Here is a 24,621-nt window from a genome sequence, read left to right as displayed (position 1 = left end):
GCTGCCGCTCGCCAAAAGCTAACCGTTTCTATCGCTAACGCAAGTAGCAACACATTATGAAAAACCAACACAGCAACCACCTTTTACTACTTACATTAGCCACTTTACTAATTAGCACATCGGGCACATTAGGCCGATTTATAGATTTACCAACCCCTGTAATTATTTGGTGGCGTGCTTTTTTAGGAGCTTTATTCTTGTTCACGTATTGTTGGTTTAAAAAAGTCAACCTTAAAATTCATTCAAGAAAAGATTTTTTTACTTTACTAATAAGCAGTCTTTTCATGGGAGGTCATTGGCTTGCTTATTTTTATGCCTTAAAACTCTCAAATGTGGCTTTAGGTATGTTATCCATGTTTACATTCCCAATTATAACCACATTTTTAGAACCGCTTTTTACAAAAACAAAACTTAGCGTTGTTCATATTGGCTTAGGCTTTCTGGTTTTGTTGGGTATTTATATTCTTTCACCCGATTTCGACTTTGAAAACACCCACGTAAAAGGCATTTTATTTGGAGTACTTTCTGCACTATGCTACGCCATTAGAAATTTATTGCTTAAAAAACTGGCAGCCAGATACGATGGTACGTCACTTATGATGTACCAAGCTGTAATTGTAGCCGTTATATTGGTTCCTGTTATGTTCTTTTACGATACAAGCAATATTTCAACACAATTTCCATACATCATCCTATTAGGCTTGGTTACTACAGCTATTGGTCATTCTCTGTTCGTTGGCAGTTTAAAACATTTCTCGGTAAGTACCGCCAGTATTATTGGCAGTACCCAACCTATTTTTGGAATTATTATCGCTTTTATCTTCCTAAATGAAATGCCATCATTTAACACATTTATTGGAGGCTCGTTAATTTTAGCCACTGTTATTATTGAAAGTGTGCGATCTAGGAATAAATAGTATTCATTTTTTTATCAGACCCCACAGGTTTTTAAAACCTGTGGGGTCTTTTTTTTATACAATTTTGTAACAAATTAGCAGCTTTAAACATTTTTCAGCAAATACCGCCCGCATCATTAGTAGTACACAACCAGTTTTTGGTATTATATTAGCGTTTCTATTTTTAAATGAGACACCTACTTTAAACACCTTTTTAGGTGGTTTTTTAATTCTTGCCACAGTTAGAAAGTGTAAGGTCTAGCAATAAATAAGAATAAAATAACCCTAAAACGAGGACTATTTATAAATTTATGGCAAATATGAATAGCCTTTTTTTGTTTTCCAAAGAAAGTATTTTTCAAATAAAATTTTAGAAAAATCATAAAAAATGTTAGGAATCATAATTGCAAATTTTCTAGGTTTAAATAGTTTATCACTTAAAATAATAACTTCTTTTTTTCCTGCATCCATAATACATATTCCAGGTATTTTGCCCCAGGATTTTTTCTTTAATTCTGTTTTTCCTTCAGAAACTCTAATAATGTTTTCTGCTACAATTTTTCCAGTCTCATCTGATGGATAACCTGTTTTTGGACCTGAAAAAGGCACTTTGCCCGGTTTAAATGGCAATTTCACATCTACAGCTATACCAGCAGCCCATACATTAGGAATTTCCATATGTCTGTAATCGTCAGTTACTGGAATATACCCTGTAGCAGTTGCTTTAAGTTCTGGAGAGTTACTCACAAAATCTACTCCTATGAAAGGAGGCATAAGCATTGTAAACTTGCTTGGAAGTTCTTCGTCGGTGGTTAAAATTACTTTATCTCTCTTCACCTCTTTAACACCAACTTCAGTTCTATAATGAATATTGAACATTTTCATAAAAGATTTTAGCATAGTTTCCCCGCCTGTTATACCATCAATACCAAAGTGGCCTAAAAACGTTTCAGGGGTTATCCAATATAAATCTACTTTCTTTCTAATTTGTTGTTCTCTTAACCATTTTTCTATGTTAAACAAAAACCCATAAGCAGCACCCATACAGCCTGCATTTTGAGTTGCTCCTATTACTATTGGCCCAGGGCTTTGTTTAAATTCTTCTAAAGCTTTTCTTATTTTTAACGCTCCATTTGGAGTGCCTACATAATAAGCAAATTCTTCAACACCTGGCGCAGCATCATATTTTACTTTAGGGCCTGTAGCTATTACTAAATTATCATAATATACTTCCTCATTGTTAGTTATTACAACTTGTTTTTTAACATCTACTTTTAGTGCTTCTGCAATTTTAAAATCAATTCCTTTCTTTTTTAATATTTCATCTTTTCTAAAAGATATATCTTTAATTTCCCGTCTACCAAAAGGCACCCAAATTAACGATGGAATAAATAAAAACAAAGGAGATTTATCTATCATAATCACTTTATGTTGGTCTTTTCCTTTACGCTTAACCTCAAGAGCTGCCGTCATACCAGCAAAATTACCTCCTACTACTACTGTTGTTGTCATAACTTTAAGTTTTAATAATATAAAGTTAATGACTAACTTTTTTTTTTGGTGTAACCAATGTTACATAATCATAAAACTCCATTTAATTTGTTTTTAATGTAACAAATTAACTGTCTTTACGTTCTAATAATCAATCATCAATCAAAATCAATCATTATGTTAAAGCAATTCTTCATTATTTGCTCAGGCTCCGACACCGATATTTTAAACACTTGTTCAAAAGGCGAACAAAATAAATATGCAGGTATTGGCGCTACCGTATTTTTTACTGCACTTATGGCATTTATAGCTGCTAGTTTCGCACTTTACACGGTGTTCGACAATCTGTACACTTCTATATTTTTCGGACTTATTTGGGGATTTCTTATTTTTAATTTAGACCGCTACATTGTTTCAACCATCAAAAAAACAGGCAATGTTTTAGATGAACTTGTACAGGCTACTCCCAGAATTTTACTGGCCATTATTATTGCCATCGTTATTTCAAAACCATTGGAACTCAAAATTTTTGAAAAAGAAATCAATCAGGTGCTATTGGAACAGAAAAACGATTTAACACTTGCCAACAAAAAACAAATTGCAGAACAATTCAATCCAAATATTGACAATTTAAACAAAGATATTACCACGTTACAGCAAGAAATATCCAGTAAAGAAGCTGAAGTAAATGCGCTTTACGACACATATATTGCCGAAGCCGAAGGAACTGCCGGTACCAAACTATTGGGAAAAGGTCCTGTTTACAAAGAAAAACGTGATAAGCACGATGCCCTTCTAGCCGAATTACAGCAACTTAAGGCGGAAAACAAAGAAAAAATTGTCGCTACAAAATCTCAAATAGCAAAATTAAAAGGCGATTATGAAGCCCAAGTTACAACCACACAACCTATCATAAATAATTTTGATGGTCTAATGGCACGCGTAAATGCTTTGGGTAAACTCCCTTGGTTACCGTCATTATTTATTTTCTTGTTGTTTTTGGCTATTGAAACGTCGCCCATATTCGCAAAGTTATTATCTCCAAAAGGGGCTTACGACTTTAAATTGGAAGATGAAGAAACTGCTTTAAAAACAAATGTGATTCAAAACAAAAACCAAAGAGAAGCCCTATTAAAAGCAGATTTTGCCATTAACGATCGTATTTATTCCGATTTAGAAAACGAAGATGAACTCTACAACTACAAGCGTACAAAAGCGAGGGAGCTAATGCAGCTTCAGGTAGATGCCTTTTTAAAACGTCAAAAATCCGTTTTATAGTTATTTTTTTTTAAAAAATGTTTCCAAAAAAAATAAAATAATCATGATGAATTTATTCAGCCAATTATAAGTTTTAAAATAAACAATTACTATTTTTACCACTAATGAAAATAGAAGAAATTTTTACTTTATGAAAAAAATTATTTTCCTTGTTTGCTTTACTTCTACGCTTTATTCATTTGCACAAACATCCAAACAGGATGATAAAGAAGCTATTATGGCTGTTTTAAAAGCGCAAAGAATTGCCTGGTCTAAAAACAATATTGAGGAATTTATGGAAGCCTATTGGAAAAGTGATTCTCTTAAATTTTATGCCTCCAACGGTGTAACTACGGGTTGGGAAAATATTTTGATTCGCTATGAAAAAGCATATCCTACTGAAGACCATACAGGGAAACTAAGTTATAAGATAAACGATATTACCAAAATAAGTGATGATGCATATTACGTTTTAGGCGAATACCATATTAAGCGTAAGGTTGGAAATGCCGATGGTATTTTTATGCTTATTTTTAAACGTATTGATGGCGAATGGAAAATTGTTGTTGATACTTCTTGCTGATTTCGTTTGAATTTTGGGATTGCGTTAGGGATTACTCATCCATTCTATTTTTAAATCAAGGAAATCGTGAATGCTACGCATTTGCAACGGCATTCTTTTGTTTTTTTTTTGGAAGTGAAAAAACCTTAAAAACAAACTTATAGTTTTAAATGTGGATTCCTGCCTTCCCAGGAATGACAAAACCAAAAGATATAGTGGAAAGCCCGACCTTTAGGGAACGCCCAAATATTATAACTTTTTAACGTATTTGGTTATAATTACTATGTGTTGATTATCTACTTTGCCTTCAATATATTCGGCATTTTCGTGGTCTAAACGAATGTTTCTAACTGCTGTACCTTGTTTTGCAACCATACTAGAGCCTTTTACTTTTAAATCTTTTACCAAAACAACCGAATCGCCCGCTTGTAAAATAACCCCATTTACATCGCGGTGTATTATTTTGCTGGCTTCATCTTCATGCTCGCCTGTTGCTCGGGCTAATGCCAAAGCTTCATCGTCCAGATACATCATATCCAACAAATCTTTTGGCCAACCTTCATTACGCAACCTTTGCAATATTCTCCACGCCATAATTTGTACTGCAACAAACTCGCTCCACATACTATCGTTCAAACAACGCCAGTGGTTGGCATCCATTTCTGTATTGCTTTCTATTTGATCTAAACACGTCCTACAAACCAATAAACTATTGTCTACGTTTTCATTTAATGATGGCGGAATGATGTATTGTTTTAAGTTTTTTGTTGCTGTACATAATTCGCAAGCAGCATTGCTTCTTTCATATAATGTTTGTACTACGCTCATGGTGTGATTTTATATTTTGCAATATTACGTTTAATAAAAAGTTTCCACAAGTTTAGATTTTTAAGAAGTTCTTGTCTTAAACAAAAAAAGACACATTTAAGTGTCCTTTTTTATAATCTAAAAATACTTTTATTTTGAAAGATCGTGTATAAACGTATACAAATAATCGCCATGAACCCCTGTAAAATATTTGCGCCAAGCTTCGCCTTTAGTTTTATTAGCTGCAGTGTCTGGAAATGCTGCTTTCATTAACTGATCATTCCTATCAAACATTTTATCTAAATCTGATAAAGAATCAATGAAAAACGCTTCTATAAACTCGGTTTTATCTGAACCCCAAGCATGTACATTTGGATAGTATGCTTTTATAAATTCATTTTTTTGTACAATGGCTGCATTACCTTCCATGCTTAATTTATTAAACTCTTCCATGGTACCATCTTCCGGAAAGGCAAAATGACTTTTTTTAATATATAACACCATATCTTTTGTTGGTTTCTCAGTCATAAATTTAACACCAGAAATAGGTGTATAAATCTCATCGGAATGCTTGTTGGCATAATAGGATTTTAGATTTTTTAAGAAGGCTTTACGCTTAGTTTCATCTGGCCATGCTTCTTTTTCTAATTCAGTATTTCTTTTTCCAAATTTGCCTATATCTTCCCATGAAGCAAAAGTTTGAACTGTGAGAAACTCGGTATTATCGGGCGTCATATTATGTAAATAAACAGAAGCTCCCATGATGTATTGATTTTTCATGGTTACTTTTTCCAGATACTCTTTTTCGGCAGCTTTCCACTCACTCATTTTAAAATCTTCTTTATCCATATTCCAATGGTTGGTGGTTACGGTAATAAATTCCGGTCGTTTAGGAGCATCATCCTGTGCTAAAACTGTTGCTGTACTAAATAAAAATAGCACTAAAGCTATTACTGAAAATAATTGGTTGGTTGTTTTCATAATCTGTTAAAAAATTAAAGTTAATATATGGGTTAGTTAAATACTACTTTAAGATTTTAGGGCGTACTCGATTATGCTACTAATAAACTTTGGGAGAGAGTTGCGAACTACGTAAATATACAAAAAAGCACTGAATTACAACTATTTATATTTTAATATTAATTACAACGTGTCTCTTAATTTTTTGGGCATACTTTTAACAACCATTTCATATGAATGATCTATAAGCTCTAAAATAAACTTAGGTTGCAAATCGCTGTCTTGAAGATACACGGTGTTCCAATGCTTTTTACTCATGTGGTATCCTGGTTGAATACAGCTGTATTCTGCACGAAGTTCTTCGGCGTAGTCGGGATCGCATTTTAGGTTGATGGCTTTTTCTCCCGATTCCCATTTTTTTAAACCGATTAGGGCAAACATTTTACCTAGCACTTTAAATACTAAAGTATCTTCATCAAAAGGAAAATCTTCTGTTACGCCTTTCTTACTTAAACAATATTGATGAAGTTCTTCTATGTTCATTATAATACTTTATATAAAACGGGCTTACTAGGTGTGGCATCATTTTCAAAAGGGGCTATTTGGAGGTTTAAAATATAACTACCATCTTCAATTTTATTGGCAACATAAATAAATTCTGTTATGGTAGCGTCCAGCCTTAATTTGCCATCAAAATCCCAAAAAGCCTTGTGCGCCAATAATTTTCCACCATCGTATTCCCTATCCACACTTGGCAAATCAATTAGCAAATGTTTAATGCCTTTATTGCGAATAAACACCATGGCTTCTTCTGTAATATAGGTCCAATTGGTATTGGAATACTGCCGCTTTTTTTTATCAGCTGTATTTGGCATCGTTCTTATTACCAATGCCTCAGGTGTATTATCTTTTAGTAGCAATTCTATTTGTTTTTTTGAAATAACAGTGTCTTTCATGTATTTTTCCGCCGCAACCGAAATTAATTCAGCCGTGAAAAAAAACTGTTTGAGGTTTTTATTTACGGAATGAAACGCTTTAGTAATATGCCCTACGCATTCGGTATGGGTTCCATGGGCATGCGGACTAAATTGAATGTTATTAAAATTTACAGAGGCACCTTTTTTAACGCTTCCCACCCAATCATCTATAATTACGGGCTCCATTTTAGGCTCGCCAATATACCATGCGTTCACGTTGCTTTTTGAAGCCTTTAATGGCATTGAAATATCGAGCGGTTTAGATAAATCTATTTGATATTTTTTAGACTTGTATTGAATGGTAGCAAACATAGTCTCAAATATAATCAAATCATAAACAAATCGGATGCTATGCCGTCAGCTAAAAATTTGCCTTTTTTAGTCGTTGTTAAAACGCTTTGATGCGATTGCTCACTAAGTTTTGAAATGGTAAGCAGTTCTAAATTCACAAATTTCTTTGAAGCTTTAAGCAGATGTTCTAAAAATGGCTTCCCAAAATCCTGTTCTACTTTTTCTAAGGAAACACCCCAAACCGTTCTTAATCCTGTCATGATATATTCATTGAATTTATCTGATTCCGAAAGTGTTTCCGTTTCTATAGGCAGTATATGTTGTTCTAACGATTTTATATACTTTGAATTGTTACGCACATTCCATCCCCGTTCATTGCCGTTGAACGAATGTGCCGAAGGACCAATACCCAAATACGGTTTCCCTTGCCAATACGCCGAATTATTTTTACTGAAATAATCAGGTTTTCCAAAGTTTGATAATTCATAATGTACAAACCCTGAAGCTTCTAATTTTTCAATTAAAATATGGAATTGCTGTTGCGCCAAATCATCGTCAACATTTTTAATAACGCCTTTTTTTATAAAGGCATCTAGAGCCGTTTTAGGTTCTACCGTTAAAGCATAACTTGATATGTGTGGGATATTGAAACTTAAAACGGTTTCAATGTTTTTTATCCAGTTCTCATTTGTTAGCCCTGGAATACCGTAAATTAAATCGATGGAAATGTTATCAAAATGGCGAGTCGCTTCTGATAAGCATTTTTTGGCTTCTTCGGCATTGTGTGCGCGATTCATAAGTTTTAAATCGGCTTCGAAGAAGGATTGGATGCCTATGGAAAGTCTGTTAATTCCAATTTCTAAGTAATCTTCAAAAATAGAATTACCAGTGAGACCTCTCGACTGCGCTCGAGGTGACATTTGTGATTGGATTAAATCGTCTGGATTTGCTTCTAAAGTAATCTCTGGATTTTCTGCAACTTTATAGTTTTTATAAACCGTATCAATCAAAAATCGTAACTTATCAATCGTCAATAAAGAAGGTGTGCCGCCTCCAAAATAAATGGTTTCAACAGTTTTGTTTTTGAATTCATCTTTACGCAAAACCAATTCTTTGGCCAAAGCATTCACCAATGCATCCTTCTTATTCAACGAAGTTGAAAAATGAAAGTCGCAATAATGACATGCTTGTTTGCAAAATGGGATATGGATGTAAAGAGCCCCCCAACCCCCAAAGGGGGCTTTTTCATCATATATATATTTGGCTGAATTATTCAATGAAGATTAAGCATTCACTTTTTACGAAGATTTATAATGTGTGTGTTTTTAGCTCCCCCTTTGGGGGTTGGGGGGCTATTCTGCTTCACAAAAGCATCCCAACCTGAATAGCTTTTTCCAATTTCTACTTTTCCTTCATTATAAAAATGGCATACCGCGGCTGCTAAACCATCGGTGGCGTCCAGATTTTTCGGCAATGTTTTCAAGCCCAATAAACTTTGAAGCATTTTTGCCACTTGTTCTTTTGTCGCATTTCCGTTGCCCGTAATAGCCATTTTAATTTTTTTTGGCGAATATTCCGTAATGGGGATTTCCCGACTCAAACCTGCTGCCATGGCAACACCTTGAGCACGCCCCAGTTTTAACATACTCTGAACATTTTTACCAAAAAACGGTGCTTCAATGGCTATTTCGTCTGGATTGTGGGTATCAATAAGCTCAATAGTCCGTTCAAAAATGAGTTTTAATTTTAGGTAGTGATCGTCGTACTTTTTTAAATCGAGTTCGTTCAATTGTAAAAAAGACATAGTTTTACCCACCACTTTAATGAGTCCGAAACCCATAATGGTAGTTCCAGGGTCGATACCTAAAATAATTTTTTCTTTACTCATTAACGTATGCTTATTTGATATGATACCAGAATAATGGTTTAATTTGCAGCTTGAGTTTATGATATACCCGTTGCCATACAAAACTAAACAATTCTTTTTTGTGCTTATTAAAATAAGCATTGTTGTTGCAGCATTTTATTTTATATACATAAAATTGACCAAAAACACAGATTTTGATTACCCAATCTTTTTTGACTTTTCAAACAAAAACAACCTGTTTTCAATAAAAACCATGATTTTCTTATTGATTTTAACTGGTTTTAACTGGTTTTTTGAAATTTTAAAATGGCAAAAGTTAACCGCTTCAATAAAAAGAAATAGTTTTAAAGATGCATTAGAACAAAGTTTGGGTTCTTTAACCGCATCGTTATTTACACCCAACCGTATTGGTGAATATGGTGCCAAAGCCATTTACTACACAAAGGGCTATAGAAAACGCATCATGCTAATCAATCTATTAAGCAATATTTTGCAAATGGGCATTACCTGTATTTTGGGTGTTATTGGGTTTAGCTTTTTTATTTCAAAATATCCTATTTCAATTAATTATTCTAAAATATTGCTTGTATCACTATTCTCAGTTTTTCTAATAGCCTTTACAACTTTCATATTAAGCAAAACGAAATTCAATATTAAAGGGTTTTCTTTTGAAAAAATAAAGACATTCATTTTAAATTACCCTAAAAAACTCATTGTTTACGGGTTTTGTTTTTCGCTGTTGCGTTATGCATTTTTTTCATTTCAATTTTATTATTTATTAACCGTTTTCGGAATAAACATTTCTTATTTACAGGCGATGATAGTAATTTCCACCATGTATTTATTTACCTCCATAATGCCTTCTATTTTTATTTTTGATGTGGTTATAAAGGGAAGTGTTGCTGTTTATTTATTTAGCCTTCTTGGAATAAATACATTAACCGTTTTAAGCATCATAACTGTGATGTGGTTTTTTAATTTTGTGCTACCAAGTATCATTGGCAGCTATTTTGTTTTGAATTTTAACTTCCCTAAAGATTAATCATGGTTTTAATTAGCGTTATCATAACTGTTTTATACTTACTTTTAATTGGAAGTTTCACCATTGGCTTTGATAAGGTAACACTTTTTAAACTTGAAGATTTACCTGCTAAAACAAAATTTTCAGTAGTGATTCCCTTTCGAAATGAAACTGATAATTTACCTGCTTTATTGAAAACCATCCGTTCTTTAGAATATCCCAAGGAATTATTTGAAGTTATTTTTGTTGATGATGCATCGGAAGACAATTCAATAGAAATCATTAAAAATTTCATAAATGAAAGATCCTTTGATGATGCACAGATAAACATTCGCGTTATTTCAAATGAACGCAAAACGAATTCACCAAAAAAAGACGCCATTACCACAGCCATAATACAAGCAAAAAACGAATGGATCATTACCACCGATGCCGATTGTTTACTACCTAAATACTGGCTTGATAGTTTTGATGCATACATTCAAAAAAACAATGTCCAATGTATAGCATCACCTGTAACGTATGTCATAAAAAATAGCTTTTTAGATCGGTTTCAGCTTTTGGACCTATTCAGTTTACAAGGCGTAACCATGGGAGGTTTTGGCATAAACAGGCCTTTTTTGTGCAATGGTGCTAATTTTGCCTATACCAAAACATTATTCAATGAATTAAATGGTTTTGATGGTAATACCCACACCGCAAGTGGCGACGATATTTTTATGTTGGAGAAAGTCGCTAAAAAACACCCAAAACAACTCCACTATTTAAAATGCGAATTAGCTACTGTTTTTACCAAAACACAACCAACCTGGAATGCTTTACTATCGCAACGTGTACGCTGGGCTGCAAAAACCAGCGCTTACAACAATTGGTTTGGAAAGCTTACAGGGCTTGTAGTTTTACTTATGAACGCGCTTATTATAGCCTTACTGACACTTACAGTTGTTGGCATTTTCAATTTGAAGGTTTTTATTTATCTAGTAATAATAAAATTTAATATCGATTTCTTTTTAATTTATAAATCGGCTATGTTTTTCAATCAAAAAGGGGTGCTAAAAAGCTTTATTGTAAGTTTTATATACTATCCTTTTTTTAGTGTTTATGTTGCTTTTATTTCTATGTTTTCAAGCTACAAGTGGAAAGGACGCACTTTTAAAAAATAGCATTAATTGGCTTGTATAATAACCGGTAGTTCAAATTCGGTTTTAACTTGTTGTCCGCGTTTTATAGCAGGAAACACTTTTGGCAACGAATCCAAACTTGAATAAATTAATGCTTCAATATTTGGTATTTCGTTAATTATCAAACTATCTGCTTCAATTTTTAAAAGTGACAAAATACCTGTTTCAGACACTTGGAATTTTAAATTTATGGTATCGGTTACATCTTGGGTTACAACTATGGAGTCCTTTTGAAGCTTTTCTAAAATATGAGAGGTTAAAACCTCAGTAAAACAATTGGTTTTCCCATTTTTGGTTTCAATAGAATCGCACTCCGAAAAAGTTGGATATACATCTACATCATTCCAATTAAAAGTTTGCAACTCTTCATTTAAAATGGCTTCGGGAGTTATTTTTTTTGCATTGAAATACTCGCAAGACATAAGTGCTAAAACTAATATAAAAACACAAATTTGTTTCATCTGTTTACATTTATTGTTTTTTAATTGTCAGATGGTATCGCCTTATCATTGGTATGTGTTTGCAACAAATATGTTATCAATGGCGATTTCATAGATTAAAACTGAAGCCGAAAAGTACAATTTTTTTGGTTTTTAATATCGATGTCACTTAGAAAATTGTTTTAAAAAGAAGAAACCCTATGGGTCTCTCACATCCATAGGGTTTATGTAAATTGCTATTATCAACAAAAAAATTGAGGGATTACTTAATTTTTGAAGTGTTGACAGTACAAAGGTACAAATAACATATATCTTTAAGTTACGGGTTTCCCGCAACTGCATTACGGGTAAAGTATAGATTTCAAGTATATCAGGTGAATCAAGAGCAAAAAAAAAAATGAAAAAAAAATTTTTTAGTTTTTGTTAACAAGAAAGGTCTCACTAAATCATACAAATCCCTTGTTTTTAGCAGCACTTACTAGTGTTTCATCTTGTCCATCTTGAACATCAAAAATTTCTCTTAATTGCTTTTTGCGCTTTTCAACAGCACTTAGAGACAGGTCTAAATGAGATGCTAAATTTTTTGTTTTTACACCTTGCGATAATAAATGGAGAATTTTTCGGTTCTTTTCATCTATTACAATATCGCTAGTAATGGCTTTTCTTATAAAACTATTTACAGTACCACTATAAAATGGTGGATTATTTAGTACAGCCTGAAATGCACTAGCAAGTTCGCTAGAAGTTAAATCACTTTTTATTAAAAATCCTTCTGGATCAATGGTTTTAATAATATTATGAATTCTAAACGATTCATTAAACATGGTTAAAATTATAATTTTAGATTTAGGCAACACTTTACGCGCATAGGCTGCTAAATCTTCACCCGAAGTCATTAACCCATCTGTTGATGGTGGCAAACTAATGTCTACAAACAACACATGGTATGGATTTTCTCTTTCAACAGATTTATCCATAAAAGCAATGGCTTCATCACAATTATTGGCTATGTCTATTTCTAATTCCTGCGTTTCCTTTTTTGTAAAAAGCAATGTGTTTTGATAACCTTCAATAATCATTGGGTGGTCATCAATCATTAAAATTTTAATTTTTTGGTTCATAAATTTGGTTGAGTTATTGGGACTTGTATGGTTACAGTTGTACCTGTTTCTTTTTTAGATTCTATATTTATAATGCCATTTATTTCTTTAATTCTAGAGTTCATGTTTTTTAAACCAATTCCAGATTTTGCCTTATTAACATCAAACCCAACACCATTGTCAGTTAGGTTAAGCCAAATTACATTTTTTTTTAAATTAAAGCTAATATTAACTTTGGTTGCGCCAGCGTGTTTATAAATGTTGTGCAACGATTCTTGAATGATTCTATATATATGAATCTTATTTTTATTAGGCACTTCATCCCAATTGATACTGTCATCATAACTTAATTTATATGCTAGCTTATATACTGTTGCTTGAGTTTCTACTAATGTTTTTATAATATCTATAAAACCAGAACCTGAAACAAAGTCGGTATTTAATTCGTGTGATACTTTTCTAATATCTTCTTCAATTGTTTTAAGCTCTCCTATGTATTGTTCTCTAGTTTTAATAGCTTCTGTTGAGTTATTCATATTCAAACTATCTAAACTCAGCCTGGTTCCAAATAAACGCCCTAATACACCATCATGCAATTCCTCCGAAATACGCTTTTTCTCAACAGTTCTAGCTTCTTCTATTTTTTCATTTTGAGAAAGCATTAAGTTGTAAATTTCTTCGTTTGTTGCTTGTTGCTCTTGTATAAATTGTAATTCTTTATTTTTATTTCTTTGTCTAATTACAAGATACAATAAGAAAGATGCAATAATTAAAACTACTGAAATCACCAAAAGCCACAACCTTTCTTTTGCTATTTGAATATTTTCTTGCTCAATTTGGTCTGTTTCGTATTGGATTCTGGTGAATTTATTTCTTATAGCACGTTCATTTTTTATGAGACTATCATTTAATTTTATATAGGCATCATAGTGCTTTACGGCAACACTATCATCTTCAATTTTTGAAAGGACCAACAAGGATTCTAATAAAGCATCCGTATAATTTGGTTCTGAAATATTTTTTGCGCGATAGGCATAATATTTTGCTGAATCTATTTGTTTATTATCGAAATAATAGTCCGCTAAATGTTGATTGATTACAATAGAATTATATTTATCACCTATACTATCACAAATTTTAAGTGCTTTAAGAAATAGTTGTGGCAATTGTTTATGATTTTTGGATAGATACAAAGTATGTGCATAATTATCGAGTACTAACGCATAAAAATCCGGCCTTTCTTTAATCAAGTTTTTATTAGCTAAAATCTGGTTATAGTAATCTAATGCCAAATCATAATGCTCAGAATTTTTATAAACGTTTGCCAAATTATTCTTTTGATTATCAATTGTTTCTTTATTATTTCCCTTCAATTGACTTTTTAAATCAAGGGCTTTCAAATTGTATTTTATTGATTCATCAAATTGACTTAGCTCCTTAAAAACTAATCCAAGATTATTATATAAAAATGATTTGTACTTTTTTACTTGTTCAGTATCATCTAATTTATCCAATAATGACAGTGCAGTTATAGAAGTAATTTCACTTCCAGTATAATCCTTATCGCTTTTCTGAAGTAATGCAATATCTAAAAGGACAACTGCGGTTTTAAAATGATCTTTTAATTCCCTGTACAATTTCTCTGCTTTACTATCGTAATAATAAGCACTATCTACAGATTTATTATAATAATAATATCCCAAACTCCTATTAATTTCGGCTAATGAAGGTATGCTCTTTATCTTCTTGGCTAACTTTAATGCGGAATGACTATAATTTAAAAATAGAACATAATCATTGTTTTCCTCATATATAGATGCCAATGTAGTGTAGCTTTTAATTCTTAGCGAATCCACTTTAAACTTTTCCGAGAGTTCCTTCGCATACAAAGCATTGTCTAATCTAGACTTAAAACTATAGCCCGATTTATCCATTGATTTATTCAAACACAGTTGTATACTATCAATGGAAGAATTTCTGTTTTCTTGCGAGAAAGAAACTGAATAAAATAATAAGAATAGGATAAAAATTTTGAGATTCAATACATTTAAATATTTATATATCAAATGTATCTATAATTTTTTAATTTTCTTAAAAGACAAAGCCCTTATCCAAGGATAAGGGCTTTACATTTAAATATATATTAAATTATCTTTCATTTACATCGCCATCTTTATAATAGGCATTAGTATCCAATAAAACATCATCTTCATTCAAATCTTGTTTTGTACAAGAAGTTAATGACGCGAAAAATAATGCTACGATTAAAGTAATTTTTAAGGTTTTCATAATTATTTGATTTTAGGGTTAAATTATTTTTTTTCTAAATTTTTAAACAAAACAGTAACCAAGACTTTGATAAACAAAATCTGAGTTAGAGGGAAAAAATGGATAATTAACTTAAAATCAAATGCATACAAAAACGCACAGATTTTTAAAACACTATTTTGAGGGAATATGACCTTACAGTCAAAATGGATTAATGTTACTTAAACAGCAGAGGGAATTTTTGGGGCGCTTATTAAGTAGAGCTAAATTAGCATATAAAGGTTCAAGTAAAAAAATAAAATCGATGAAGTGACATATTTTATCGATTAAATGCGAATTTTGATTTAAATTTACATTAAAAATATAACATTTCTTACAAGGTAGATTTGCTTTTTATAAGCGTTGTTCTTACTATTTTGGTTTTAACATCTGCATCTGCCGATTTGTTCTGAAGTCTATTAATAAGCATTTGAGCTGAACTTGCGCCAATTTCTTTAGCATGCTGCCTTATGGTGGTTAATTGAGGGATGGTATGATAAGAATCCGATTTGCTGGCATAGCCAATTACCGATATGTTTTTTGGCACTTTCAAACCTAATTTTACCGCGGTATTTATAGCAATAATTCCAGAGCCACTATCTGCCGCAAGAACACCATCTATAGCTGGGTTTTTTTTGAAAAAAGACATGATTTTTTTTTGCTGGTCATCTTTCTTCTTAATCTTTAAAACTAAAGGTTCACAAACATTACTTTCTAATATAGCCTTTTTATAACCACGTTCTCTAAGTTTACCTACGCTTAAACCATCTAGTGTACTTATAAATGCTATGTTTTTTCGCTTTTCAGACAAAAGACTCATAGTTGCATTATATGTTCCATCAAAATCATCTACAATAACCTTATCACACAAAACATCATGCGCAACTCTATCAAACATTACAATAGGTAAACCTTGCGAAATAGTTTTCTTAAAATGTTCAACTTCATTTTTAACCTGGGTTTCTTCTGATAAAGACAAAATAAATCCATCTACACTTCCATTTGCCAACAGTCTAAGACTTTCTTTTTCCTGTTCTAAAGATTCGTTAGAAATACAGGTTATTATATTATATCCATACTTAGCAGCCTCTCTTTCAATACCAAAAAGCACTTTTGCCAAAAAATGATTTAATATATCAGGAATAATGACACCAATGGTTTTAGTTTTACTCTGTTTAAGGCTTAACGCTACTTTATTGGGCTTGTAATTATATAATTCAGCAAGTTCTTTAACACGCTTAACTGTTTCTTCACCAATTTCCTCACTATTATTCAATGCTTTAGAAACTGTTGATATAGAAACATTTAACTCTTTTGCCAATTGTTTTAAAGTAACCATACTGTTATTGATGTGTAAATTAAATTCATTGCAATTTACAAAAATTCATTAATCAAAATAGATTCGTTTTAATTTGAACAAATAAAATATAAAGTAAATAAATAAAATAATGTTTATCTAACATGTATTCAATTTTAGAATGGTATTTTTGCGACTTAAATTATTATATGGATTTTTCAAAAGTAAAACTTGTAGTCTCAGACATGGATGGCACATTGCTGAATCCTAAAAGCGAAGTCAGCGCTCGGTTTTTCAACCAATTTAATGAACTAAAGAAAAAAAACATTCACTTTGCAGCTGCAAGTGGACGCCAATACCAAAGCATATTAGAAAAATTAGACCCCATAAAAAAAGACATTTCTATTATTGCTGAAAATGGAGGCATTATTAAATACGACAATTCAGAACGTATTTTATTAAAATTAAGTTCGGCAAACATCATAAAAGCAATAGAAACATTGCGCCAAATAAATGATGTTTATATTGTTTTATGCGGTAGAAAATCGGCTTATATAGAAACTAAAAACCAGACGTTCATTTCAAAATTCAGTAATTACTATTCAGAATATTCAATAGTTGAAGATTTAACAAAAGTAAGTGATGATGATTTTTTAAAAATAGCTGTTTATCATTTTGAAAGTTCAGAAGATAACATCTATCCCTTTATAGATGTTTTAAAAAATGATATGCAGGTTATTGTTTCTGGCCAAAACTGGTTAGATATTTCTCATGCCGATGCCAATAAAGGGTATGCACTTAAAATTCTACAAAAAGAATTAGGCATTACCGCTGAAGAAACTATGGCTTTTGGCGATTATAATAACGATTTACAAATGCTAGAACTTGCTCATTTTAGCTATGCCATGGAAAATGCTCATTCCGAAGTAAAAAAAATAGCACGATATAAAACTCAAAGTAATTCTGAAGAAGGTGTAGAATTCATTCTAGACCAACTTATTAACTATAAAGATTGATTTTCTATAGTTTTTTGTTTAAGAATCTAAATATAAAAAAGGAAGTGTTGGCTACAAAACATAACAAAGCACAGGTTTAATTTAAAAATACAAATTAAACCTGTGCTTTTGTTTAGACTTATAAGACTACTATTTGCCTAAAATTCTGAACATGCCAGTACCGCAAGATGGGCATTTACCCTTCATTGCTTTTCTACCATTTTTCATAGTAACTTCAGCAGCATCTTTTATCTCTTTTTTGTCTTTACACTTTACACAATATCCTTCCATGATTTGTTGAATTTGATTTTATTAAAATTATTTATTTATAAATGTAAGTTTTATTCTAAGTGCGTGCAAATAAAAAATAAATATTATCTGCTTTTTTTTTAAAAACCCGTGCTTAAAACCACTTTTCTAAGCACAATAATAATTTTACACCCTGTTTTTAGGTTTTATTTAGAAAATACTACTCATATAAATATTAAAGTATTTACTGTTTCTTTTTGAAATTTTAGCACATACGAAGTCTTAACTCTTATTCTAATCAGGCATTTAAATAAAAATGATACTTATATTAAAAAAAAGCATCCAAATTTTATTTACAAAAAAATGGACACTTTCTTTTGGATCAAATTGGAATAACTTAAACTTAATTTCATTTAAAAGATGCTTAAGCCTATTAAAAGCAAAACCACCAATGCAGCTGCATTAATGTACTACTTATTCTTATGCTTTTTCCCTTGTCCTTTTCCCTTTTTTGAACTAGCTCTATTTTTTAACTGGTGAAACTCTGCAGAACCAGGTTTTATACCAAGCTGTTTAGCTATAACTCCCCAGCCTTTTGATTTATGTTTCCTGTAAACAGTTAACACGTCATCCAATGAAACCCTGGCTATTCTGGAAATTTCCAATGATAAATAAATATCACCGGGTATCATGTTTAAGTTTGCACTCATGTAATCAAGTCTCTTCTCTGAGATATTATAGGACAATCGCATATCCGTTCTAAAAGAACTCATATTTGAACGGGCTTGTTTGTTTATTAGATTCAAATCAGCATCTAACTGTACACTTCCGGTATTGAATATTTGAGCTGAAACTAAATAAAAATTAAGCGTAAAAAGAAGTAAAAATAGGTTTCTCATAAGGCTAATATTTGGGTTAATACATACTAATGTACGTTTATATTTTGATTTTGGTTGATACAAGCTTTTCTAATCTGTAATTGTGCCCTAAAACATTTATAATTTCAAATCCCTAAACAAGCCTGTAGAAAACAAAAAAGCATCCCAATTCTCTATAAAGGTAAAAAGAAAAGTTTTCATTTAAACACATTTTACAAGTTAATATTATCATTACAACATACTGAATTTATCCTATTTTTAACTACCTTTATAGGTATTAACTTCTGTTCTAGGAGTATTGGCGTAAAACTTCCCCACAATCTTCTCTTTTTAGTCCAACAAGCTTCTAAACACTAAAAACTATTTGTTATGACTAAATTACTATTAAATTCGACAGGGTGCTATTTCCTGTTCTTAGCTTTAGGGCTAACATTATCAGGATGTAGTACCGAATCGCTTGCAGACCAGCAAGCAGAAAACTCACAAAACCTTACTTTGTACGCAAAACAAAGCACCTCAAAAAAGGACAAAATGAATTTTACAACGCACCTAAGTGGCGACAACGAAGTACCGGCAAGGAAAACCAACGCCACTGGACAAGTGATTGTTCAGATTAACAAAGATGAATCGTCCATTCATTTTAAACTTATTGTTGCAAATGTACAGACAAATATTACTGGAGCACATTTTCATATGGGTCCTGTTGGTGCTAATGCGGGAGTTGTTGTAAACCTGTTAAATATTAGCGATGTTACGCCCAATACTAATGCCCCTGTGAATGGCATTTTAGCCGAAGGCACCATTACCGCAAGCAACTTATCAGGAGCGCTTGCAAATAAACCTTTAAGCGATCTGATTTCGGCTATTAGAGCAGGTAACATTTATATTAATGCGCATACAACAACTTATCCTGGAGGTGAGATTAGAGGACAATTATAATTTAAATAACCAATAAAATTAAAAACCTAGCTGAAAATCAATGCTTCATGCTAGGTTATTTTTATTATATCTTAGGTTGGGAAAATTTTTATTGACAATTATAATTTAATACTAAAAACAAAAAAGCATCCCAATCTTCTAAAAAGAAAAAAGGAAAGCTTTCCATTGGTTTAACTACTTAAACCTTCCCATTTTACTGGGACAACACAACTTCTTTATATTGCCAAAAAAAAAATCAACTTTCATTAGCTTTTACATATGAAAGTGCTCATAGATTTTACTGCTTTCGCTTATTCTTTTTAGTCATTAGATTTCCATTTTTATCATAATATTTAGAATCACTTGTTGGCACTCCGTTTTTAAAATATTCCGTGGATTTTAAGACTCCCGTTTCGTAAAAAGTTCTTTTTTCACCTACTTGAATTCCTTTTTCAAAAATTTCTTCTTCATGTAATTGGCCATTTTCGTAATAGCTTTTTGCTTTTCCTGTTTGTTGACCATTTTTGAAATTTCCTATATACTTTACCTTTCCTGATTCATAAAATACTTTACCCTTTGTTAGCTGGCCGTTTTTGTAATTTTCTATTCGCTCTAATTGACCAGTTGGGTAAAATACTTTAAATTCGCCTACTTGCTTTCCGTTTTCATAATTAACTGTTTTATGTAGTTGTCCAGACTCATAATAGGCTTTAGCTTCTCCATGTTGTTGACCATTTTCATAATTAACTATTTCTTGTATTTCACCATTTTCGTAATAGGTTTTTGCTTCTCCTTTAAGCTGACCATTTTTAAAATTTACTTTTTTATGTAATTCACCTGTTTCGTAAAATTGTTTATTCGCACCCGTAGGCTTGCCATTTTCAATAATTCCTAATTCTTTTAATTGACCATTTTCATAATATTCTCTAGCCTCACCGTTCTGCTTGCCATTGGCATAGTTTAACATTTTGTGTAATTGTCCTGTTTCGTAATAGATTTTAGCTTCGCTAGTTTGCTGGCCGTTTTCAAAATAAGCTGTTTCATGTAGTTGTCCATTTTCGTAATATCTTTTACCTTCACCAGTTAGCTGTCCATTATCATAATTTGCTATTGCTTTTAATTGTCCGGTTTCGTAATAGGTATTAACTTCACCTACTTGAATTCCATCTTCAAAATTCCCTACTTGTTTTAATTGCCCATTTTCATAAAATAGTTTCCATTCACCTGTTCTTTTATCATCTGCATTATAATCTCCAATACCTTTTAATTGAGCAGTATCAAAATATTCTTTACGTAAACCTGTTAGCTTTCCATTTTCATAATTACCTATTTCTTGTAATTGGCCGTTTTTGTAAAACATTTTTGCTTCTCCTTGTAGTTGGCCATTTTTATAATTACTTATAACATGTAGTTCACCAGTCTCATAATATAATTTAGCTTCTCCATTTGGTTGACCATTTTCAAAATTTCCTGTTTTTTGTAAGTGACCATTTTCGTAATAGGTTTTTGCTTCACCTGTTTTTTTTCCATTGGCGTCGTAATGTTCAATACTTTTTAATTGGCCATTATCAAAGTATTCTTTCTTAATCTCTTGAGAATTTGTTAAACCGGAAGATAACACGACTATTAAAAATAATGCTGCCCTTTTCATAATTACTGTCTTTATATATGCTTGTTTATAATTTAAATTACAACCATTGCTTTGTTATTACAGGAATGTTTAATCTATATTTCACTGTTTAACAAATGCAATAAATAAACTTACACACTATGTATTTAATCCGTGTCCGAGAAAGTCTTCAGAAGAAAAATCTGGACAAAATAATTCTAAAACAATTGGTTTTAGTTTTTTACACTTCTCACCTAGTAGCAATCGGTTTATTTGTTTCCTAAATTGAGTTAGCTGCCATTTCACTTTTATAGTTACTTTAAAGACACTCCCTAAAAAATAATTTATAAAAACTCTCCTAAAATTAATGTTCTATTGTCATAAGGCCATATAACAAGTCACTGACCGCTTTAACCCTTATTCCATGTTAAGTTTATTAACGAGTGAAATAAACCTGGGCTCGGACTTAAGCGGTTCAAAGTCCAGAGAATGTTTTATTCTTGAAAAACTAGGGTTTCGATATTTGTAACTTTTTCCCAATAGATCCAATGCGCTTTTAGAATCCCCAATTAACATGTACAATCTGGCCTTGTTAAAACAACCGTTATTATCTGAGTCTGAAATCTTACTTATGTACCATTGTATAACCCCTTCAATTCCAGATGTTTTATATATCCCTTCAATTATTTCAGGTTCTTCTTTAAATTTAGAAAACTTTAATTTTAAGGTCTCAACGGCTTTATCGTATTCATGCAGCCTGACATAATTATAAAACCGATAATGAAGGCTAAACCCACCCAGCTCATAGGCTTTTTTAGTTTCCTCAATGGACTTTTCAAATTCACCATCATTATAATAAATTTGGCTGCTTGTAGAATATATAAGCGGTGCATTGGGATTATATTTCTTAGCCAAATCAATATGCTCTACAGCTTCTTCCCTTCTGCCTAATTTATTTAGCAGTTCAGCATAGAAATGATGAGCGGTTGCATTGTTAGGGTCAAGAAATATCGCTTGCTTAAATTGTTTTTCCGATTGATTCCAATGCCATTCTAATTCATAGGCCTCCCCCAAGGTAACATATGCAGACGATATATTTTTATTGATCAATAGCGATTTCTCCGCAAACATTTTACCCTTTTTAAATCCTTCTTCTCTTGGATACCATCCCCAAATCACCATAGTCAGATAGGCATCCCCCAATCCAGCATAAGCTGGAGCATACAACGAATCTAAAGCAATAGCTTGTCCAAAATATTTAATACTCCGCTTTAAATCTGCCTCTGTTCGTCTGTCCCAAAAAAAACGGCCTTTTAGGTATAAATTGTATGCTTCAAAATTTTTGGTCGGAGATTCACTAATTCTTTCCTCATCTTCTGTTGAAAGTTTTATTTCGAGCTGCTCCACAATCGCTTTAGCTATATCACTTTGTAAGGCAAAGACATCTTCATATTGTCTTTCATAATCATCTGACCAAACATGAACATCTGTCTTGGCGTCGATAAGTTGTACAATTATTCTAATTTTTCCGGTTTGCTTTTGAATACTCGCTTCTAACAAATGTGAAATATTCAATTCTTTGCCAATTTCTGGAATGGTTTTAGAAGTGCCTCGATATTGTTCCATGGTGGTTCTTGAAATCACATGGATCCCTTCCACGCCCGAAAGGTTGCTCAATATCACATCCATAACGCCATCGGCAAAATATTGGTCGGAACGGTTGTCACTAAGATTCTTAAATGGAAGAACGGCCAAAGTAACTTGCTTCGTGCTTTTACTCTCAGACGTTAAATATCCAATGGCAACATATGCACTAAATGCACTCAATAAGATCAAAAAACCAATCACAAGGTTCCTTTTAAGCCTAAATAGCATCAATTGGTTTTTCTTATTATCCGGTTCTGCAATAACATGCTCATCCTCTAGCTTATGCTTCAATTCACTGGGTAAAAAGCTATAGTGTTCATTAAAACACTTGGAAAAGTACGAGGGACTGTTAAACCCAACGGCATAGGCTATTTCAGAAACCGAAGACACATTGTTCTTTAACAGTAGATAGGCTTTTTGAAGCCTATAGGCCTTAATGTACTCACTAGCCGTTTGCCCCTTTAACTCGTTTAATTTTCTATGTAATTTTGAACGACTAACACCTGCCAATGAAGACAATTCTCTGACCCCAAAATGCTCATCTTGGTGATTCAATTCCAAAATTTCATCAAGCTTCGAAAGAAAAACTTGATCCATTGAGATCTGAGTATCCATGTCTTATTTGATCCTTTAATAAATAATGTATGTAATTTACATATAAAAAATATTTGGACAAAAATTTAGAGCCAAACAACCTCACTATCAGGATAATTGGATTTTGACACACCCTTTACAAAACTTAACACATAGTTTACAGGATTTGCAACATATCAATCCTATAAAGGTATAAGAAAGCTTTAATTTTAAATAGTAGCCTTTTGTTTAACTAAAATTTAAAATAAAATGAAAACTTTAAAATTATTACTTATTACATGCTGTTTAATTTTTACCGTAACTGCGTGCGAAGAAAACCAGGACCTAATAACTGAAGATAATTTATCCGAATTGAACATGCAGGCCAAATCATCTAAACAAGTGGAAGTGCCATTTAAAGCCAAATTGTTTACAGGTCAAGCTGAAGATGCCCTTACTGAAATGTGCTCATTCAATTCTCCTACAGATTTTTGGGGATTGGAACATCAAGTCGGTGGCGGTCAAGGAACTCATATGGGCAATTTCACTGTCGATCTAATGTTTTGCATCCATATTGTGCTAGATGACCAAGGATTCCCTGATTTAGGTGGTGGATTTGGAGAATTTTCTGGAGGAGAAGTATCTTCCATGGTAACCGCTAATGGCGATGAATTATTTTTCATACACCCAGGAGGTGATTTTTCATTATCCCCAAATGAGGGATATACTTTTCTATTCGAAGATGTTTGTACTATAACAGGAGGCACTGGACGTTTTGAAAATGCTACCGGCGAATTTGTGTGGCTTGGGCAAACAAAAGTTGATGGGTCAGGTAGCGATCATATTCTGGATGGTACCATTGTTTTAAAATAAGCATTGAGATATGAAGAAATGAACTTTATGGATATTTAATTGGAGAGGTTTTTTTAAAAGAGACTCATTTAAAACTTATAAAACAAAAAAGCCTTTCCTATTTTAAACCTCCAGCCAATATGGTTTTCTCAAGTTCAACTGCTCTTGATCCAAGAAAACTACAAATTGCCTAAAAACAAAAAAGCATCCCAATCTTCTAAAAAGAAAAAAGGAAAGCTTTCCATTGGTTTAACTACTTAAACCTTCCCATTTTACTGGGACAACACAACTTCTTTATATTGCCAAAAAAAGCCCTAATCTCTTAGAGCTTTTTAGCAATTTTCGCGGTCTGGACGGGACTCGAACCCGCGACCTTCGCCGTGACAGGGCGACATTCTAACCAACTGAACTACCAGACCGTTGCTTTATTGCGGTTGCAAATATAC

Annotated in this window: 25 protein-coding genes and 1 tRNA gene; 9 read left to right on the top strand and 17 right to left on the bottom strand. The window is 32.3% G+C overall.

Annotation, left to right across the window (positions count from 1 at the left end; translation table 11 throughout):
- Nucleotides 1–56: 56 nt before the first annotated feature.
- Both ACGK9U_RS11845 and ACGK9U_RS11840 read left to right on the top strand, forming a co-directional pair.
- On the top strand, nt 57–917 hold the full coding sequence (locus tag ACGK9U_RS11845; protein ID WP_394466590.1) for a DMT family transporter: 861 nt from the start codon (nt 57–59) through the stop codon (nt 915–917).
- 73 nt (nt 918–990) lie between these two features.
- Nucleotides 991–1,158 (top strand): EamA family transporter, encoded by a 168-nt coding sequence (locus tag ACGK9U_RS11840; RefSeq protein ID WP_394466625.1) that lies wholly within the window; start codon nt 991–993, stop codon nt 1,156–1,158.
- A gap of 47 nt (nt 1,159–1,205) precedes the next feature.
- Here ACGK9U_RS11840 and ACGK9U_RS11835 read toward each other — a convergent pair whose 3' ends face one another.
- Entirely contained in the window at nt 1,206–2,408 is a 1,203-nt protein-coding gene (locus ACGK9U_RS11835) for an NAD(P)/FAD-dependent oxidoreductase (RefSeq protein WP_394466589.1), read from the bottom strand.
- A gap of 156 nt (nt 2,409–2,564) precedes the next feature.
- On the opposite strand from ACGK9U_RS11835, the gene ACGK9U_RS11830 reads away from it, so the two are divergent.
- Nucleotides 2,565–3,665: a DUF4407 domain-containing protein gene (locus ACGK9U_RS11830; protein ID WP_394466588.1), complete on the top strand. Its 1,101-nt coding sequence runs from the start codon at nt 2,565–2,567 to the stop codon at nt 3,663–3,665.
- A gap of 130 nt (nt 3,666–3,795) precedes the next feature.
- Nucleotides 3,796–4,227, top strand: a complete 432-nt coding sequence (locus ACGK9U_RS11825) for a YybH family protein (protein ID WP_394466587.1) — start codon at nt 3,796–3,798, stop codon at nt 4,225–4,227.
- Nucleotides 4,228–4,455: 228 nt separating this feature from the next.
- On the opposite strand, the gene ACGK9U_RS11820 is transcribed toward ACGK9U_RS11825, so the two are convergent.
- The 6 genes from ACGK9U_RS11820 to ruvC all read right to left on the bottom strand — a co-directional run bounded on the left by ACGK9U_RS11820 (nt 4,456) and on the right by ruvC (nt 9,129).
- On the bottom strand, nt 4,456–5,034 hold the full coding sequence (locus ACGK9U_RS11820) for a PhnA domain-containing protein (RefSeq protein WP_394466586.1): 579 nt from the start codon (nt 5,032–5,034) through the stop codon (nt 4,456–4,458).
- A gap of 129 nt (nt 5,035–5,163) precedes the next feature.
- On the bottom strand, nt 5,164–5,994 hold the full coding sequence (locus ACGK9U_RS11815) for a hypothetical protein (protein WP_394466585.1): 831 nt from the start codon (nt 5,992–5,994) through the stop codon (nt 5,164–5,166).
- A gap of 162 nt (nt 5,995–6,156) precedes the next feature.
- Nucleotides 6,157–6,516 carry an MmcQ/YjbR family DNA-binding protein gene (locus ACGK9U_RS11810; protein ID WP_394466584.1) on the bottom strand — a complete coding sequence of 120 codons (360 nt, stop codon included), beginning with the start codon at nt 6,514–6,516 and terminating at the stop codon, nt 6,157–6,159.
- The gene (locus tag ACGK9U_RS11805) at nt 6,516–7,262 is read right to left on the bottom strand and encodes a cyclase family protein (protein ID WP_394466583.1); all 747 of its coding nucleotides are present in this window, start codon (nt 7,260–7,262) and stop codon (nt 6,516–6,518) included. Before ACGK9U_RS11805 ends, ACGK9U_RS11810 begins: the two co-directional genes overlap by 1 nt.
- Before the next feature lie 14 nt (nt 7,263–7,276).
- Nucleotides 7,277–8,497: a radical SAM family heme chaperone HemW gene (gene hemW, locus ACGK9U_RS11800; RefSeq protein WP_394466624.1), complete on the bottom strand. Its 1,221-nt coding sequence runs from the start codon at nt 8,495–8,497 to the stop codon at nt 7,277–7,279.
- A 35-nt stretch (nt 8,498–8,532) separates the two neighbouring features.
- Nucleotides 8,533–9,129: a crossover junction endodeoxyribonuclease RuvC gene (gene ruvC, locus ACGK9U_RS11795; RefSeq protein ID WP_394466582.1), complete on the bottom strand. Its 597-nt coding sequence runs from the start codon at nt 9,127–9,129 to the stop codon at nt 8,533–8,535.
- A 154-nt stretch (nt 9,130–9,283) separates the two neighbouring features.
- On the opposite strand from ruvC, the gene ACGK9U_RS11790 reads away from it, so the two are divergent.
- Both ACGK9U_RS11790 and ACGK9U_RS11785 read left to right on the top strand, forming a co-directional pair.
- The gene (locus ACGK9U_RS11790; protein WP_394466581.1) at nt 9,284–10,150 is read left to right on the top strand and encodes a lysylphosphatidylglycerol synthase domain-containing protein; all 867 of its coding nucleotides are present in this window, start codon (nt 9,284–9,286) and stop codon (nt 10,148–10,150) included.
- Nucleotides 10,151–10,152: 2 nt separating this feature from the next.
- Nucleotides 10,153–11,292, top strand: coding sequence for a glycosyltransferase (locus ACGK9U_RS11785; protein ID WP_394466580.1), 1,140 nt, complete (start codon nt 10,153–10,155; stop codon nt 11,290–11,292).
- Nucleotides 11,293–11,294: 2 nt separating this feature from the next.
- Here the strand turns inward: ACGK9U_RS11785 and ACGK9U_RS11780 are convergent, their stop codons facing one another.
- From ACGK9U_RS11780 to ACGK9U_RS11760, 5 genes are all read right to left on the bottom strand, one after another.
- Nucleotides 11,295–11,771, bottom strand: a complete 477-nt coding sequence (locus ACGK9U_RS11780) for a hypothetical protein (RefSeq protein WP_394466579.1) — start codon at nt 11,769–11,771, stop codon at nt 11,295–11,297.
- A 425-nt stretch (nt 11,772–12,196) separates the two neighbouring features.
- Nucleotides 12,197–12,871: a response regulator gene (locus ACGK9U_RS11775; RefSeq protein WP_394466578.1), complete on the bottom strand. Its 675-nt coding sequence runs from the start codon at nt 12,869–12,871 to the stop codon at nt 12,197–12,199.
- A complete protein-coding gene (locus tag ACGK9U_RS11770) occupies nt 12,868–14,784 on the bottom strand; it encodes a tetratricopeptide repeat protein (RefSeq protein WP_394466577.1) in 1,917 nt (638 codons plus the stop codon). The genes ACGK9U_RS11775 and ACGK9U_RS11770 overlap by 4 nt, the downstream gene beginning before the upstream one ends.
- A gap of 214 nt (nt 14,785–14,998) precedes the next feature.
- A complete protein-coding gene (locus ACGK9U_RS11765; RefSeq protein WP_394466576.1) occupies nt 14,999–15,139 on the bottom strand; it encodes a hypothetical protein in 141 nt (46 codons plus the stop codon).
- Between the two features lie 352 nt (nt 15,140–15,491).
- Nucleotides 15,492–16,496, bottom strand: coding sequence for a LacI family DNA-binding transcriptional regulator (locus ACGK9U_RS11760; RefSeq protein WP_394466575.1), 1,005 nt, complete (start codon nt 16,494–16,496; stop codon nt 15,492–15,494).
- Nucleotides 16,497–16,618: 122 nt separating this feature from the next.
- On the opposite strand from ACGK9U_RS11760, the gene ACGK9U_RS11755 reads away from it, so the two are divergent.
- Nucleotides 16,619–17,470: an HAD family hydrolase gene (locus ACGK9U_RS11755; RefSeq protein WP_394466574.1), complete on the top strand. Its 852-nt coding sequence runs from the start codon at nt 16,619–16,621 to the stop codon at nt 17,468–17,470.
- Between the two features lie 129 nt (nt 17,471–17,599).
- Here ACGK9U_RS11755 and ACGK9U_RS11750 read toward each other — a convergent pair whose 3' ends face one another.
- The gene (locus ACGK9U_RS11750) at nt 17,600–17,740 is read right to left on the bottom strand and encodes a DUF5679 domain-containing protein (protein ID WP_162880137.1); all 141 of its coding nucleotides are present in this window, start codon (nt 17,738–17,740) and stop codon (nt 17,600–17,602) included.
- A gap of 428 nt (nt 17,741–18,168) precedes the next feature.
- Nucleotides 18,169–18,597: a hypothetical protein gene (locus tag ACGK9U_RS11745; RefSeq protein ID WP_394466573.1), complete on the bottom strand. Its 429-nt coding sequence runs from the start codon at nt 18,595–18,597 to the stop codon at nt 18,169–18,171.
- 348 nt (nt 18,598–18,945) lie between these two features.
- Between ACGK9U_RS11745 and ACGK9U_RS11740 the strand changes: the two genes are divergently transcribed.
- Nucleotides 18,946–19,515, top strand: coding sequence for a CHRD domain-containing protein (locus ACGK9U_RS11740; RefSeq protein ID WP_394466572.1), 570 nt, complete (start codon nt 18,946–18,948; stop codon nt 19,513–19,515).
- Nucleotides 19,516–19,792: 277 nt separating this feature from the next.
- Here ACGK9U_RS11740 and ACGK9U_RS11735 read toward each other — a convergent pair whose 3' ends face one another.
- Together ACGK9U_RS11735 and ACGK9U_RS11730 are read right to left on the bottom strand one after the other, a co-directional pair.
- Nucleotides 19,793–21,145: a toxin-antitoxin system YwqK family antitoxin gene (locus ACGK9U_RS11735; protein WP_394466571.1), complete on the bottom strand. Its 1,353-nt coding sequence runs from the start codon at nt 21,143–21,145 to the stop codon at nt 19,793–19,795.
- Nucleotides 21,146–21,520: 375 nt separating this feature from the next.
- Nucleotides 21,521–23,365: a helix-turn-helix domain-containing protein gene (locus ACGK9U_RS11730; RefSeq protein WP_394466570.1), complete on the bottom strand. Its 1,845-nt coding sequence runs from the start codon at nt 23,363–23,365 to the stop codon at nt 21,521–21,523.
- Between the two features lie 228 nt (nt 23,366–23,593).
- Between ACGK9U_RS11730 and ACGK9U_RS11725 the strand changes: the two genes are divergently transcribed.
- Entirely contained in the window at nt 23,594–24,196 is a 603-nt protein-coding gene (locus tag ACGK9U_RS11725; RefSeq protein ID WP_394466569.1) for a hypothetical protein, read from the top strand.
- Nucleotides 24,197–24,520: 324 nt separating this feature from the next.
- Here ACGK9U_RS11725 and ACGK9U_RS11720 read toward each other — a convergent pair.
- Nucleotides 24,521–24,594: transfer RNA gene (locus tag ACGK9U_RS11720), tRNA-Asp, on the bottom strand.
- Nucleotides 24,595–24,621: the final 27 nt, after the last annotated feature.

This window comes from Mariniflexile sp. HNIBRBA6329 (assembly GCF_043558645.1).
Classification (GTDB): Bacteria; Bacteroidota; Bacteroidia; order Flavobacteriales; family Flavobacteriaceae; genus Mariniflexile.
This window is presented reverse-complemented; position numbering and strand designations above follow the sequence as displayed.